This window comes from Kamptonema formosum PCC 6407 (assembly GCF_000332155.1).
Taxonomy (GTDB): Bacteria; Cyanobacteriota; Cyanobacteriia; order Cyanobacteriales; family Microcoleaceae; genus Kamptonema; species Kamptonema formosum.
The window spans coordinates 2,138,098-2,152,055 of sequence record NZ_KB235904.1 but is presented as its reverse complement, the minus strand read 5'-3'; the positions used below and the strand labels follow the sequence as shown (position 1 = coordinate 2,152,055).

The following is a 13,958-nucleotide window of genomic DNA, read 5'->3' as shown; positions in this document are numbered from 1 at the left end:
CACTTCAACTCATCTTTTTAACAAAGTCAACTCATGCCAAGAGCAAATTGTCTTGACTCATAAATGAAGATTATTTACAAATATTTATACCTTAATATCAATCATCATCCACTTGAAAATATTAAATAGTATTGACAGCAATACTGCCCTAAATGCTTTAATACATCTTGACGGTCTTGGGTTAAATTGCTGACTTGCTTCTCTCCATTTATCGACACTAAATGCACCGCTTGAAACATCTGAAATATCCAGCGCATCGTCGGCTTATTTGTTAATTTCTTCACCTGATTTTTCACCCCCTCATTGCTAGCTTCTAATTGTTGTCTCAATTTCCTTTGAGCTAGGTTATAAACTAACAAGCACAGTCCCATTATCATTCCAATTGCTTCCACTCGCTCCGGCTTTTTCACAAATACGCTTGACGTAAAAAATAACGGATCTTTGATAAATCTAAATCCTCTCTCGTTACTTTGCTGCGCTTTGTACTCCGATAATACCTGTTGATTGCTCACTGTTTTAGTATCTAAGATATTCGTGGCTAATATAAATCTCCCGGCTTTGACTTTTTCCGCTTCTATTACTGATTTTCTGGTTTCTATTTTACCTGTAACTTGATAAACTGTTGTCTTGGTCTGGCTTGATATTTTCGGCTTAATTGTCGTTTTTTTGACTGGCTTTTCTCGGTATTCAATTTCTGCAATCTGGTGATATTTCCAAGAATCTGATAACCTTTTTATTGCTATCTCTGCATCGGTAATACAAGCAAACTCTTGCCCCGATAGCTTACGCACTGAGGCTTTGGCTGATTCTAACTGTTTCTCTACTTGCTTGGCTATTGTTTTAATTGCTGCTTGTTTTCTGATTTCACTCTCTATCACTAGCCATCTTTGCTTGATGTTAGCATACTCACTTGATATCGCTGCTATTTTATACCCCTTTATTTGATTTGGCTCCCAGGCATTATCTTTTATATCCCAGATTTTATTTTGAGCTTCTTTGATACTTAATGGCACTCTGGTTATCCATTTCATTCCTGCCATCGCTGACAAATTAGGAGCTGTGTATAAGGCACTGTCTGCTACACATATACCGTCAAATGTCCACTGATTTTGAAATTCTTTCAGTCTCTCTACAAATACACTTTTATCGTCCCAGCTTGATAATATTTGTCTAATGCTCTGCCTATCCTGTCATCGTTTAATTGTTCAGGCGTTACTCCTTCTCCAATTAGATGTTCTGTTGCTTTTCCTACAAAAAATGTATCGAATAGGTATATTGGGGCGCTCAAAAACCCCAATCCGTTCAAAATCATCGCTTTCATTACTTGTCCTGGGCTGAGGGTTTCTTTGGTTCTTAATCCCACTTTTTTGTTGACTTCTTCTACCAATTCCATCTCATCTATTATTCCTGCTACTATTCCCAAATGGTCTAAATTTACAATATTTATCGCTTCTGAGGGCTTTTTCATAGTTTTTAGAGTTGGGTTAGTGGTGGAAATTATTATATCCTAAAAAAGCCTAAAATGATTGCATAGCAATCACTTTAGGCGTTATTTATTCCGAATCTATCCTCTATTAACGCAACTTAAATATCTGCGGAATGTGGGTTGGAACTCATGGGTTCATCCATTAGCAGTTAAGAGTTCTATCAAATCTGGCTTAAATATGCCTCTTATTTCTTAGTCCGCGCAGGCGGACTTTGTTTATGTAGTTGCGGTTTCAACCGCCGAACTTATCTGGTTATTTCTCTCACAAATCCTTCATAAACAATAATATAGGTTCCATTTTTTTACCGAAATCAAACTCGGTAGCAAAACACGCTTTCGCATTTTTGCTATAAGTATCAAAGTCACTAAGTATTTGCTGAATTGCCGTCTTAATCTCCTCCGAGTCAGACGGATTATTAATTACAATGCCAAACTGATACTCGTCAACTAACTTGCACAAAGATGGCAAATTGCTCAATAAAACAGGCTTTCCATGCTTCAAATATTCTGCTAGCTTTCCAGAAGCCATAGAAATCAGCGCATAATCATTACCTAAATTTGCATAAAAAGCCAGTCCAATTGTTGCCGCAGCATATACTCTATCGACTTCCTCGTAAGGAACAGGTTGCAAAGAAAGAAATAAGTTTTTTGAGTTAAGCTTTCGCAGCGATTGGATATAGGATTCTTCTTCTTTTCTTTCTTTCCTCTCATGGAAAATCAAAGCATATCCGTCATCAATATGATTAAATGCTTCAGCTACAGTTTTTGCTAAAACGGCATCATTAATCATTCCAGCTTGAAGAATTAAATAGGGGAATTCCTGCCTATTTAAGTTGAACTTTTCCCGGAAAAAATTACCCGAATTTTTAGCTAAAATCTCCTCTTCAGCGGCAAAGCTAGAGTTAGGTAGGTAAAATGGTTGAGGATGTTGATATTCGTAATAACTGGAAAGGTTTTTAAATCTACCTTCACTTTGGGTAATTACACCCACTGCTTTTCTGTAAGCTAGATTAGCCATTTTACTGAGAATTCCTACTGGCTTCCACAATTCTAATGACAAAAATAAAAATTTCTGTCTTAAAAAATATAGGCACAGCATGGCTGTCACATTGCCATAAATATCAATACCGATATTAATATTATTTTTTAAGCTTTGTAGCTGCTGATTGCGTAATTGATGATTCAAAACTTGAAAGAAAAAAATAGAGAGTTTTAGAAGTGGAACTAGAGGTTTTAACCTAGTTCTATTTAGAAATCTGACGATCTTAAAGTCTTTGCAAAAGTAAATTATTTTTACATTTTCTCCAATTTTACCAGGTTGAGCATAGTCATTCTCTGTAGCGTATATTGTGACTACATATCCCTGTCTTTGCATAACTTTAGAAAGGTTGATGATTGTAGGAGCAACGCCGACATATCCCTCGTAAAAAAAGATAGCACATTGCTTAGACATTTTTTTTATTTCCCGCTTCTCTAAGTTTGGCTATAAAATAAACATTCCAAGTTTTAGCTACTGGTTCATTCCCTGTCATCCATTCACCATAAGCTAATAACTCAAACTCATTAATATCCAAAAATAAATCTATTTCTGGTTTAAACAGATATCGCATTTTATGGGTTTCTTCAAGTTCCTCAACTGCATTCCTAGATTTATTTTTGATGAAGACTTGATATCTAACATCCACTAAGTTATGATTAGGATAGAGCGCAGGTTCAGCAATTCGAGTCACAGTAATTTCTTCGTCTTTTAAACGCTTGACTCGAACTGTTGGCGGATCGCCCAAAACCCCTGGGCCATACCAACAATCAAAAATCAGGACTCCCCCTGGATGAAGATGAGCTTTGGCGGTAGCAAAAGCAGCTTGCAAATCGCGATTAGTTGTCTGATAACTGAATACATGAAATAGAGAGATGACGGCATCAAATTTGCGCTCTAGCCTGATGGAACGAATATCTCCTTGCACAAATTGAAGTTTAAATGCTGGTGTTGGAGGCAAATTTAGCTGCCGCTGTTTTGCCTGTTCCAACATATCTAAACTCAAATCTATGCCACAGACCTCGTATTTTGATGCTAGTAATGCCGCGTGGTTTCCTGTACCGCATCCTAACTCTAACAAAGTTTGTGCCTTTGGTGCATATTTTTCCAGTAAATTCTCTACAAACTTTGCCTCAGCCGCATAATCTTTATCTCGGTACAGTAGATTGTAATAGCGAGCATAATTACCGAATATTTGCATATCAATTACCTAATTACTTCTTTAATTACCTGTGCAACTCGTTCCATTTGTGTATCTGTTAAAGCTATGCCGCTAGGAATATAAAATCCTCGCCTAGCAAGTCTTTCAGCAACGGGATAAGATTCCCCTTGAAACAGTCCCATTTTCTTAAATATAGGTTGTTCGTGCATCGGCCAGAAAAAAGGCCGGGTTCCAATTTGATGTTCTGCTAAACGCCGTATTGCTTCTACTGCATCAAAGGGTAATTCATCTTTCAATACTACACCGTATACCCAATAAATATTTTTTGCATAAGTTGTAAAGGCTAAAGGTAATTCTAAACCAGAAATATCTGCTAGTAATTGATTATAAATATAACCCATTCTGCGCTTGCGAGCAACAAACTCATCTAATCTTTCTAACTGTGCTATTCCCAAGGCAGCTTGAATGTTGCTCATTCGCAAGTTCCAGCCAAGTTCTTCATGTACAAACCGCTGCTGTGGCTGAAAACATAAGTTTCGTAATGAACGACATCTTTCTGCTAATTTAGCATCGTCGGTGACAATCATTCCGCCTTCGCCTGTGGTGATATGTTTGTTGGGGTAAAAGCTAAAGGTACTAATATCTCCAAAGCTGCCACAAGGTTGATTTTTATAAGTTTGCCCGTGCATTTCGGCTGCATCTTCTATGATTTGTAAATTGTATCTTTTAGCTAAGTCTAATAGAGGAGTTATATTAACGGGCAAACCGTAAATATGAACGGCCATAATTGCTTTTGTTTGTGGTGAAATTTTGGTGGTAATTTGTGCTATATCCATATTCCAAGTTTCGCGATCGCAATCAACTAAAACTGGTTTAGCACCCGCTCTAACAATGGCAGCTACACAGGATATAATCGTAAAGGTTGGCACAATTACCTCATCGCCTGGGCCGATTTTTAGGGCTGCAACTGCGGCATCTAAAGCTGCGGAACCGTTACATACTGCTATTCCGTATTGGCGACCAACGCGAACGGCAAATTCTTCTTCAAATCGCTTGACAAATGGCCCTTCTGAGGAAATCCAACCACTGTCAATACACTGATTGAGATATTGGCGTTCATTGCCATCTAAAAGGGGTTGATTGACCGGAATTGGTGCGCTCATTTTTTCAAGTTTAAAGTTCTATAGCAATCCTAAATCATTTGTGAATTTCTTACTCCCTCCCCTTAGCAAGGGGAGGGTTGGGGTGGGGTAAAAAATTTACGATTCATTTAGGATTGCTATAATTACCAATCACCAATTAGCAATTACCAATTACTCTGTTCTTATGCAACTACAAACCACTATAATTTAACTTGCTGTGCTGTAATAGCGGGAAAACAGGTTTTATCTAGTTCTCCGATGAATGGCCCTTGCTTGATTTCAATCATTTCTACTTCTTCTATGACTTCAAATCCATGACCGCCTTTAGCGATGAGAATTAAGTCGCCTGCTTCTAAAATGCGGCTTTCTAAATACTCTCGTTCTTCGTTATAAAAATCAACGCGGAGTTTTCCTTTTTTAATTAAGAGAACTTCTTGAGTATAGAAGACTTCTCGTTTAACAGGGTTGTGAATGTGGGGCTGAATTACTTTGCCTGCGGGATGTTTCATGTAGGCAAGTTGTTGGGAAAATGTGTTGGGTGTGAAAAAGCTAACTCCAGGTTTGTTGAACTTGCCAGAAACAATCAGTGCTAATAGGAGATTGTTACAAGTGATTTCTTCAACTAATTTTTGAGTGAGTTGTTGAGTAGTCATAGGGTCAGGTGATTTAATTTTATTTGTTTAATACTTGATTCAAGTGACAGTAGACCTAATACCCTGTTGATACCGCAGTATTTTTACTGCTTTACAAACGCATCGAAAATTGTCTCAATTGTCCTATTGCTTGAGCTACTGGTTTATAATCTGAATCTGGTAGACTAATTACCCCGATCGCGATCGTAGTATTGAAAGTGGCGATCGCTCTAGCTAGGACGTAGCTTGCTAACATTCGCTGTGGTTCTGGAGGTGGCGATCGCTAATTCCCACTATCACCCTAAGTTTTGCCACGCGGACACAGCGATCGCTCTATCCCGAAGGCTAAACCCAAGTCTATGAAATCTAGGAGAGTGGTATGCCAAAACTCACCAACGCTAAAAGCGCCAGCTCAACTCTAACTCAAACTATAACTTTATTTGGCATATATTATTCCCTTTAGCTATTAATAAATTACAAACTTTATGAAATAAAGTCACTTTTTTGATAATTGTAAATTTTCGGTAAAGGGGGTTGAAATATCCAGATTTGTCTGCTAAATTGGAGCTATTTTGACAATTCGAGTCTCTAGTAAGGGAAAGAAGGGAAAGAGAATAAACTAGGGAAAGAAGGAGAAGAAGAGAAAGTTAGGATAACCTTTATAACTCGATCAATTCTTCCACTAGCGCCCTAATTTCAGCGGCCGCTGCTCCTTTAGGCTCTGTTTCTAACACCGTACACCCAATAGTTGCTGATTCTGCGAATGCCACACGCTGACAAATAGCCGACTTCAAAACTGGAATTTGATACCCAGAAAGAGCTTCTGCTACATCCCGCCCAATAGATGTATTAACTATTTTACGATTAATAACAAATACCGATTTCAGCCAATCTTTATAAACAGAAGCTTCTCGGATCAGGCTAATTACCTTTTCCGTTGCCCAAATATCGTAGGGAGAAGGTTGGACTGGAATGAGCACAATATTAGAAGCCATGATCGCAGAACGAGCTAAGTCTGAGACTCGCGGCGGGCCGTCAATCACTACATGGCTGTAACTTTTAGCGATCGCAGGTAAGTCCCGGTGGATCGTAGGACGGTCTAAACCTACGACAGAGAAAGGTAAATCGCTATTTCTAGCCGCCGCCCAATCTCGTGCAGAACCTTGAGGGTCAGCATCCACAAGCAGTATCCTACCACCGCGCAAAGCCAAGGCATGGCTGATGTGAACGGCGATCGTTGTTTTCCCAACGCCTCCCTTTTGGTTTTGAACTGAGATAATCATGCCGTATTTACAAAAATTTTTATTTACTTTAATACATTAAAACATTAAAGTATATTCCTAGCCAATAATTGATATAACTTATAATCACAAGACTTAGCACACAAGCCAAAAACCCGGTTTCTGCGTCAATATTTCTCGTAGAGAGTCACGATTTTTCAAAGAAACCGGTTTTTTACGTAAGTCCTAAATTAATCAAAAAACTGACAATGGATTTTCTACTCAAACCCTTTGATTACGAGTTTTTCAGCCGCGCCTTATTAGTAGCAATGATGGCAGGTCTATTGTGCGGCGTAATTGGGGTTTATATTACAACCCGCCGGATGAGTTACATTGCTCACGGTCTATCTCATGCTATTTTGGGCGGAGCCGTATTGAGCTACGTTTTAGGTTTGAATTTCTACATAGGCTCTGGAATTTGGGGATTTGTCTCAGCCTTACTAATTCAATATTTAACAGGACGCAAAATCTATTCGGATGCTGCTATTGGTATTGTCACTACTGCTAGCTTTGCTTTGGGGGTAGCGATTATTAGTAGTTCTCGGAAATTCAGTCAAAACTTTGAAGCCGCACTGTTTGGAAATGTCCTCGGTGTCACTCCCGAAGATTTGTGGATTGTTACAGGAGTAACTGTTATTTTGCTCAGTCTAGTTTTCGTCTTTTATCAACCTTTACTATTCTGGTGTTTTGACCGAGAAGTTGCCCAAGTTCACGGCGTACCTGTCAAAGCAATGGATACGCTTTTTGCTTTAATGCTAGCAACCTTACTGGTGACAACATTAAATATTTTGGGAGTAACATTGATTATTTCGGCTGTGGTAATTCCAGCTTCGACTGCAAGGCTTTTGAGCGATCGCTTTAGTTATATAATGTTGATTTCAGGCGGGCTAGGAGCTGCGATCGCTTTCGTTGGTGTCTACCTCAGCTACCACTTTGATATTGCTTCTGGAGCTAGTGTTGTGCTGCTATCCACGTTGGTATTTGGTGGCGTTTTACTTGCTACTGGTTATCGCCAAAGCCGAAAACAATATCTACCTCCTATTCACACAAAATAACTTACTTCTTCCTTCTTACTTTTTCCTTCTTCCTTCTTCCTTCTACTTACCAAGCGGTGCGCCACTGTTTCATTTGCTCAATTTCTTTCTGTTGTGAAGTCAAAATATCTTGGGATAAGTTCTTGATTTCGGGTCGATTGGACTTGATTAATGCGTCTTTAGCCATCACTAAAGCTCCCTCATGGTGAGGAATCATCGCATTAATAAATCGTAAGTCAAATTGAGCATCAGCAACACCTAAGTCCATACTCATCATCATGCTATTCATTTGCTCAGGAGTCATTGCCATATTATGACCCATCTTAGCATCGTAAGCTGTTGGCGTACTGCTGGCTTTTGGATACCAATCGGTGCGCCATTGTTTCATCTGATTGATTTCTTTTTCCTGAGCTTTAATAATGTCGCCAGCTAATTTTTTAGTCTCAGCGCGTTGGGATTTATTAAGTACCTCTTGAGCCATATTCACCGCACCTTGATGATGTTGTATCATTGCATCAATAAATCGTAAATCGTAGTCTGCATCTGCCGGGCCTAAGTCCATAGACATACTGTGGTTCATGCCACTCATGCCGCTATTTTGTACTGTCTCCTGCTGATTATTAACTGAGGTTGCTGCGGGTGAAGTTGAGGGTTGAGATTGGCTTGAGGGAGCATTAGAACAACCTGCGAGTATTCCCCCTGCAAGGGCGGCTATGGCGGTGAAAGTTAATGCTACAAAGCCAGTTTTTAAGGATATAAGTTGCATAGAATTCTAGCTCCAATTAAAAAAATACTTTTACTCCTCTTAGTGTTGAGTGTTGCACTTAAATATGAAATTGGGATGAAATTATTGACTCTATTCTGTTAAAAATCATTGTTAGAGTCTAAGTTAAATATGATATAAATTCTAATTTTATTTGAACAGAAATTTAACAAGGGAACTATGTAAAGGGATTGCAACAAAACTTAATATTTAATTGCGGTTTCCCCCTTGACTCTCCTGTTGACTGGAGAGTACAAGATGGAGCTAGTTCAATGAGAAAGCAAATCGATGGTTACTATGACATTACAGCTCAAAGTTCCCAAAATGGCTTGTTCTGCTTGTGTAAACACGATCGCTAAAGCAGTTCAAAGTATTGACCCAGCCGCTAATGTTGAGGCCGATCCTAAGACCAAATTGGTCAAGATTCAAACAGTTAAGCCTGAAAGTGCAATTAGGGAAGCGATCGCAGACGCAGGCTACCCTGCTGCTTAATTTAACAGTTAACGGTTAACTGTTAACAGTTAACCGTTAACTGTTTTGGAATAATTGCGGAGATTAATAATGAATAATGCCAGATTCAAATTGCGAGGAATGAGTTGTGCTTCTTGTGCTAATAACATTGAACAAGCTATCCTTTCTGTTCCAGGTGTGAGAGAATGTAGCGTCAACTTTGGTGCTGAAATTGCCACTGTTACCTATGACTCCCAAAAAACTGATATTAAGACAATTCAAGATGCGGTTGATGTGGCTGGATACACAGCGCAACTCATCCAAGCACAAGATATATTTAGTACAGGTAACGATGCTGAAGAGCGAGAAAAACAGGCAGAAACTCAACAGTTACTCCAGAAAGTTTGGATAGGTGGAATTGTCAGCACCATTCTCTTAATTGGATCTTTGCCAATGATGCTTGGAATTTCTATTCCTTTCATTCCCGAATGGATGCACAATCCTTGGCTGCAATTGGTATTAACTACACCCGTACAGTTTGGGTGTGCTCGTAGTTTTTATGTTAATGCTTGGAAAGCTCTAAAACGTCATGCTGCGACAATGGATACTTTAGTAGCCCTTGGTACTGGCTCTGCGTATCTTTACTCTATATTCGCAACTTTTTCTCCCAGCTTCTTTACGGCTCAAGGCTTAAGTGCTGATGTTTACTATGAAGCATCTGCTGTGATTATTACTCTGATTTTGTTGGGAAAATTGCTAGAGAGTCGTGCGAAAAAGCAGACCTCAGAATCCCTACGTAAATTGATGGGATTGCAACCAAAAACAGCTCGTGTTATTCGCAACGATCGAGAAGTCGATATCCCAACGGCTGAAGTAGTTTTAGGTGATATAATTCTAGTACGTCCTGGTGAAAAAATTGCAGTTGATGGCGAGATCGTGGATGGTTCCTCTACCATTGATGAAGCGATGGTGACAGGGGAAAGTATACCCGTAAAAAAACGACCAGGGGATGAGGTAATTGGAGCCACAATTAATAAAACTGGTAGCTTTAAATTCCGAGCTACGCGAGTTGGGAAAGATACATTCTTAGCACAAATTGTACAATTAGTACAGCAAGCACAGGGTTCCAAAGCACCGATTCAAAGATTAGCCGATCGAGTAACGGGATGGTTTGTACCTGTGGTAATTGCAATCGCGATCGCGACTTTTATTATTTGGTACAATGTCATGGGTAACATTACCATTGCGTTGATTACTACTGTGAGCGTTCTGATCGTTGCTTGTCCCTGTGCTTTGGGTTTAGCTACGCCAACTTCAATCATGGTGGGAACAGGCAAAGGTGCAGAAAATGGCATTTTAATTAAAGGAGCAGAAAGTCTAGAATTGGCGCATAAATTGCAAGTAATAGTTCTCGATAAAACAGGGACGATTACCCAAGGAAAGCCGACTGTTACTAACTTTGTAGCTATTAATGGCACTGCTAATAGTAATGAGTTAAAGCTAATCTCTTTAGCAGCAGCAGTTGAACGAAATTCCGAACATCCTCTGGCTGAAGCTGTTGTGCAGTACGCGCGATCGCAAGGTGTGGATTTAACAGAATCTCAGGATTTTGAAGCGATACCTGGTAGTGGCGTACAAGGATATGTATCTAATCAATTCGTGCAGATTGGAACTCATCGCTGGATGCAAGAACTAGAGATTAATACTAATCCATTACAGCAACACTGGGAGCGATTGGAATATCTTGGTAAAACAGTAATTTGGCTGGCAGTTGATGGTAAGATGGAAGGAATTATGGGGATTTCAGATGCGGTTAAACCTTCTTCGATCGATGCCATTAAAACTTTGCAAAAGATGGGTTTAGAAGTCGTAATGTTAACTGGAGATAATCGCCGCACTGCTGAAGTAATTGCCCGTGAAGTTGGCATTAAACGAGCGATCGCAGAGGTTCGCCCGGATCGGAAAGCCGATCGAGTAAAAAGTCTGCAAGCAGAAGGTAAGATTGTCGCAATGGTTGGAGATGGTATTAATGATGCGCCAGCATTAGCTCAAGCAGATGTGGGAATAGCAATTGGAACGGGAACAGATGTAGCGATCGCAGCTAGCGATATCACTTTGATTTCTGGCGATTTGCAGGGAATTGTTACTGCAATTCAACTATCTCATGCCACCATCCAAAATATTAAACAAAATCTGTTCTTTGCCTTCATCTACAATGTGGCAGGTATCCCAATTGCGGCGGGTCTTCTCTACCCGGTGTTTGGCTGGCTATTGAATCCGATAGTTGCGGGTATGGCGATGGCTTTTAGTTCGGTTTCTGTAGTCACAAACGCATTACGATTGCGAAATTTTTCATCAAATAGGAGTTACGCAAAGAAACGGGGTTTCTCTGAAAAATATCAGTTTCTCAATTAGATATCTACTCAACTAGATATTTAGGAAAAGCCCGGTTTCTGTTTCTGACCTCGACTTGGAGAAAAAATCATGCTTAATCAAGTTTTATTTTTAAGAAGGTTAGCAGGATTGGGATTGTCAATCGGCATAAGTTTACTTCCAATCTCAGGGGGGATTGCCGCAGAAAGCCATTCTAATCCCTCTAATAACTCTGCTCATAAAACTGCTCAATTTCGCTCGATTGAACAGCCATTAGTCAATAAGGTTGCCGTCACTTTTGGCGGATTAGGGCTAATTGGTTTAGAGCTTTGGTGGTTTTTGTTCAGTAAATCTAAATCTCTGAAAGACGATTGATAGGCGATTGCTTTTCAAGATTTACATTTTGGGTTATGGCGCAAGCTCAAAGGTTAAGTAGAAGGAAGAAGGAAGAAGGAAGAAGGAAGAAGGAAGAAAAATTTAGTTATCTAGGAGAGAAGGAAGAAGGAAGAAAAATTTAGTTATCTAGGAGAGAAGGAAGAAGGATTTAGTTACTTGCTTGGGTTTAAAATAGCAATACTGAACAAAAATCACCTATGCGCCTGACATCTCTTGACGTTTTTCGAGGAATTGCGATCGCTTCCATGATTCTTGTCAATAATCCTGGGAGTTGGGATTACGTCTATCCTCCTCTAGACCATGCAGAATGGAATGGTTGCACGCCTACAGACTTAATATTTCCTTTCTTCCTCTTCGCTGTTGGTGCGGCGATGTCTTTTTCCTTATCGAAATATACTGAAGAAAACCCACCGATATCGACAGTTTATTGGCGCATTTTACGCCGCGCAACCTTGCTTTTTCTATTAGGTTTACTGCTTAATAGCTTCTCAATTTTTCTGGACGTACTTCTCAATGGTTCCCCAATTGAGAATTTTGGTAAAATCCGTATTTTGGGAGTATTGCAACGCATTAGTTTAGCTTATTTTTTAGCCGCGATCGCAATTCTCAATCTCTCCTCCCGCAACCTGCGAATACTCGCAGCTACGCTACTTTTAGGCTACTGGGGTGCATTAACCTTAATTCCAGTTCCCGGTTACGGCGCAAACCTCCTGACCCCAGAAGGCAATTTAGGCGCATATATCGATCGCCTAATTCTCGGAACCCAACACCTCTACCGTCAAGGACAATACGATCCAGAATCACTATTGGGCACATTACCCGCGATCGCCACAGTGCTTGCGGGTTATTTTACAACTCAATGGCTGCGAGTTCAACCAATCAAAACTCGTACTACTTGGAATTTAGTAATATTCGGCCTCGCTTCCCTAACAATTGGTCAACTTTGGGGATTCTGGTTTCCTATTAACAAACAACTCTGGACAAGTTCTTATGTTCTTCTCACCGCAGGCTGGGCCATCCTATTACTTGCTATCTGCTACGAAACAATTGAAGTCCGTCGCTGGCAATGGGGACGACCATTTGAAATCATGGGATTAAATGCAATTTTTGTCTTTGTTGCTTCCGGTTTTGTCGCCAGAATCTTACTAAAAACTCACATTGGCAGTGGTGAAAAGCCTCCAACAACCTATACTTGGATTTACGAGAACTTTTTTCGACCTTGGGCCGGCGCGATGAATGGTTCTCTCGCTTTTGCCCTAACTACGGTATTATTTTGGTGGGTTATTCTTTATCTAATGTATCGGCGCGGCTGGTTCTTAAAAATTTGACAATAGTTAACGGTTAACAGTTAACTGTTAACTGTTGTTACCGAGGTAAATTATTAATTAGTTTAGCACCACTTATCTTTATAAGTTTCGATGAATTTATAAAAAAATGCCCGTGTTGTCTCTGATAATCCTTCCAGCGTATTTTGTTGTAAAAAGCACGTTGGAGATGGTACACACCAGTCAGGAGGCGTTCCGTAAATGATATCGAAAGTGCGCCGAGGAATACTGGCAATATAATTACCACGATGAATTCCCCATGCGTCAAAAAATACACCATCTCCCGGTTGAAGATTAATGCTTTGTGCATTGGGCATATCAGCGAAGTTTTTCTCCATACCATTTAATCCTTTCCTAATTTCAAGTTCTTCTGGAAAATCCCAGCGCTTGTGGGAACCAGGTACGTACTCTAAATTATTATCACGGAGAAAACTAATGTGGAGGTGAATGCCAATAGTGTTTTGCATTCTTGCTTTTTCAGTTTCCTCATCTGGCGCGTCAAATTGCTGGTCGCGATGCCAATCTCCGCTGCGAGTATAGCTGGCTGGATTAAAGAAATATTGCGTATTGTAAAACAAAAGCTCTCGCCCAGATATTTGATATAATAGGTTAACAATTTGGGGATTAGCAATAGTATTTAATAAGAATTGAAGCTGACTATGGTAATTAATAAAATAACGTTCTTCAGTTAAAAAAGCCATATTTGTGAAGTTAGCAGCTTCTTCGGGAGCAAGGGATTCCCTTACCCATTGTTCCCAAATGCGATCGCAAATTTTTTTAAGCTCGTCAATCTGTATAACATCTAATAGTTGTGGGATAATAACATAGCCATATTCATCCCATTGGGCTTTAATAGTTGTTGGATTCATTTCTCAATTA

Annotated in this window: 13 protein-coding genes and 1 pseudogene; 5 read left to right on the top strand and 9 right to left on the bottom strand. The window is 39.7% G+C overall.

The features are described from left to right. Positions 1-104: 104 nt before the first annotated feature. From OSCIL6407_RS31275 to parA, 7 genes and pseudogenes are all read right to left on the bottom strand, one after another. Positions 105-1,468: pseudogene (locus OSCIL6407_RS31275) on the bottom strand (IS1634 family transposase). Between the two features lie 280 nt (positions 1,469-1,748). After that, the gene (locus tag OSCIL6407_RS0126425) at positions 1,749-2,939 is read right to left on the bottom strand and encodes a glycosyltransferase family protein (RefSeq protein WP_007354928.1); all 1,191 of its coding nucleotides are present in this window, start codon (positions 2,937-2,939) and stop codon (positions 1,749-1,751) included. Further along, positions 2,932-3,723 carry a class I SAM-dependent DNA methyltransferase gene (locus tag OSCIL6407_RS0126420; protein WP_007354927.1) on the bottom strand — a complete coding sequence of 264 codons (792 nt, stop codon included), beginning with the start codon at positions 3,721-3,723 and terminating at the stop codon, positions 2,932-2,934. Before OSCIL6407_RS0126420 ends, OSCIL6407_RS0126425 begins: the two co-directional genes overlap by 8 nt. Positions 3,724-3,728: 5 nt before the next feature. Then, complete coding sequence (locus tag OSCIL6407_RS0126415; protein ID WP_007354926.1) at positions 3,729-4,847, bottom strand: DegT/DnrJ/EryC1/StrS family aminotransferase; 1,119 nt, start codon at positions 4,845-4,847, stop codon at positions 3,729-3,731. A gap of 179 nt (positions 4,848-5,026) precedes the next feature. Beyond that, on the bottom strand, positions 5,027-5,479 hold the full coding sequence (locus tag OSCIL6407_RS0126410; protein WP_007354925.1) for a cupin domain-containing protein: 453 nt from the start codon (positions 5,477-5,479) through the stop codon (positions 5,027-5,029). A gap of 91 nt (positions 5,480-5,570) precedes the next feature. Beyond that, a complete protein-coding gene (locus tag OSCIL6407_RS36385; RefSeq protein ID WP_007354924.1) occupies positions 5,571-5,714 on the bottom strand; it encodes a hypothetical protein in 144 nt (47 codons plus the stop codon). A 403-nt stretch (positions 5,715-6,117) separates the two neighbouring features. Then, a complete protein-coding gene (gene parA, locus OSCIL6407_RS0126400) occupies positions 6,118-6,741 on the bottom strand; it encodes a ParA family partition ATPase (RefSeq protein ID WP_007354923.1) in 624 nt (207 codons plus the stop codon). A 206-nt stretch (positions 6,742-6,947) separates the two neighbouring features. On the opposite strand from parA, the gene OSCIL6407_RS0126395 reads away from it, so the two are divergent. Further along, complete coding sequence (locus OSCIL6407_RS0126395; protein WP_007354922.1) at positions 6,948-7,793, top strand: metal ABC transporter permease; 846 nt, start codon at positions 6,948-6,950, stop codon at positions 7,791-7,793. A 46-nt stretch (positions 7,794-7,839) separates the two neighbouring features. On the opposite strand, the gene OSCIL6407_RS0126390 is transcribed toward OSCIL6407_RS0126395, so the two are convergent. Then, positions 7,840-8,538, bottom strand: a complete 699-nt coding sequence (locus tag OSCIL6407_RS0126390; RefSeq protein ID WP_007354921.1) for a DUF305 domain-containing protein — start codon at positions 8,536-8,538, stop codon at positions 7,840-7,842. Positions 8,539-8,832: 294 nt separating this feature from the next. Here OSCIL6407_RS0126390 and OSCIL6407_RS0126385 point away from each other — a divergent pair, with 294 nt between their 5' ends. From OSCIL6407_RS0126385 to OSCIL6407_RS0126365, 4 genes are all read left to right on the top strand, one after another. Then, entirely contained in the window at positions 8,833-9,027 is a 195-nt protein-coding gene (locus OSCIL6407_RS0126385) for a heavy-metal-associated domain-containing protein (RefSeq protein ID WP_026103872.1), read from the top strand. A 69-nt stretch (positions 9,028-9,096) separates the two neighbouring features. Then, a complete protein-coding gene (locus tag OSCIL6407_RS31270) occupies positions 9,097-11,400 on the top strand; it encodes a heavy metal translocating P-type ATPase (protein ID WP_007354918.1) in 2,304 nt (767 codons plus the stop codon). Between the two features lie 69 nt (positions 11,401-11,469). Further along, positions 11,470-11,733: a hypothetical protein gene (locus OSCIL6407_RS0126375; RefSeq protein WP_007354917.1), complete on the top strand. Its 264-nt coding sequence runs from the start codon at positions 11,470-11,472 to the stop codon at positions 11,731-11,733. Between the two features lie 218 nt (positions 11,734-11,951). Next, positions 11,952-13,082 (top strand): acyltransferase family protein, encoded by a 1,131-nt coding sequence (locus OSCIL6407_RS0126365; RefSeq protein ID WP_007354916.1) that lies wholly within the window; start codon positions 11,952-11,954, stop codon positions 13,080-13,082. Positions 13,083-13,144: 62 nt separating this feature from the next. Here OSCIL6407_RS0126365 and OSCIL6407_RS0126360 read toward each other — a convergent pair whose 3' ends face one another. Then, positions 13,145-13,948: a phytanoyl-CoA dioxygenase family protein gene (locus OSCIL6407_RS0126360; RefSeq protein ID WP_007354915.1), complete on the bottom strand. Its 804-nt coding sequence runs from the start codon at positions 13,946-13,948 to the stop codon at positions 13,145-13,147. Positions 13,949-13,958 lie beyond the last annotated feature (10 nt).

Excerpts from the sequence above, each read along its gene's own strand:
- OSCIL6407_RS0126425 (WP_007354928.1), bottom strand. The coding sequence starts at position 2,939 with ATGTCTAAGCAATGTGCTATCTTTTTTTACGAGGGATATGTCGGCGTT.
- OSCIL6407_RS0126375 (WP_007354917.1), top strand. The coding sequence starts at position 11,470 with ATGCTTAATCAAGTTTTATTTTTAAGAAGGTTAGCAGGATTGGGATTG.
- OSCIL6407_RS0126390 (WP_007354921.1), bottom strand. The coding sequence starts at position 8,538 with ATGCAACTTATATCCTTAAAAACTGGCTTTGTAGCATTAACTTTCACC.
- OSCIL6407_RS0126410 (WP_007354925.1), bottom strand. The coding sequence starts at position 5,479 with ATGACTACTCAACAACTCACTCAAAAATTAGTTGAAGAAATCACTTGT.
- OSCIL6407_RS0126420 (WP_007354927.1), bottom strand. The coding sequence starts at position 3,723 with ATGCAAATATTCGGTAATTATGCTCGCTATTACAATCTACTGTACCGA.
- OSCIL6407_RS0126360 (WP_007354915.1), bottom strand. The coding sequence starts at position 13,948 with ATGAATCCAACAACTATTAAAGCCCAATGGGATGAATATGGCTATGTT.
- OSCIL6407_RS36385 (WP_007354924.1), bottom strand. The coding sequence starts at position 5,714 with ATGTTAGCAAGCTACGTCCTAGCTAGAGCGATCGCCACTTTCAATACT.
- parA (WP_007354923.1), bottom strand. The coding sequence starts at position 6,741 with ATGATTATCTCAGTTCAAAACCAAAAGGGAGGCGTTGGGAAAACAACG.
- OSCIL6407_RS0126395 (WP_007354922.1), top strand. The coding sequence starts at position 6,948 with ATGGATTTTCTACTCAAACCCTTTGATTACGAGTTTTTCAGCCGCGCC.
- OSCIL6407_RS0126365 (WP_007354916.1), top strand. The coding sequence starts at position 11,952 with ATGCGCCTGACATCTCTTGACGTTTTTCGAGGAATTGCGATCGCTTCC.
- OSCIL6407_RS0126415 (WP_007354926.1), bottom strand. The coding sequence starts at position 4,847 with ATGAGCGCACCAATTCCGGTCAATCAACCCCTTTTAGATGGCAATGAA.
- OSCIL6407_RS31270 (WP_007354918.1), top strand. The coding sequence starts at position 9,097 with ATGAATAATGCCAGATTCAAATTGCGAGGAATGAGTTGTGCTTCTTGT.
- OSCIL6407_RS0126385 (WP_026103872.1), top strand. The coding sequence starts at position 8,833 with ATGACATTACAGCTCAAAGTTCCCAAAATGGCTTGTTCTGCTTGTGTA.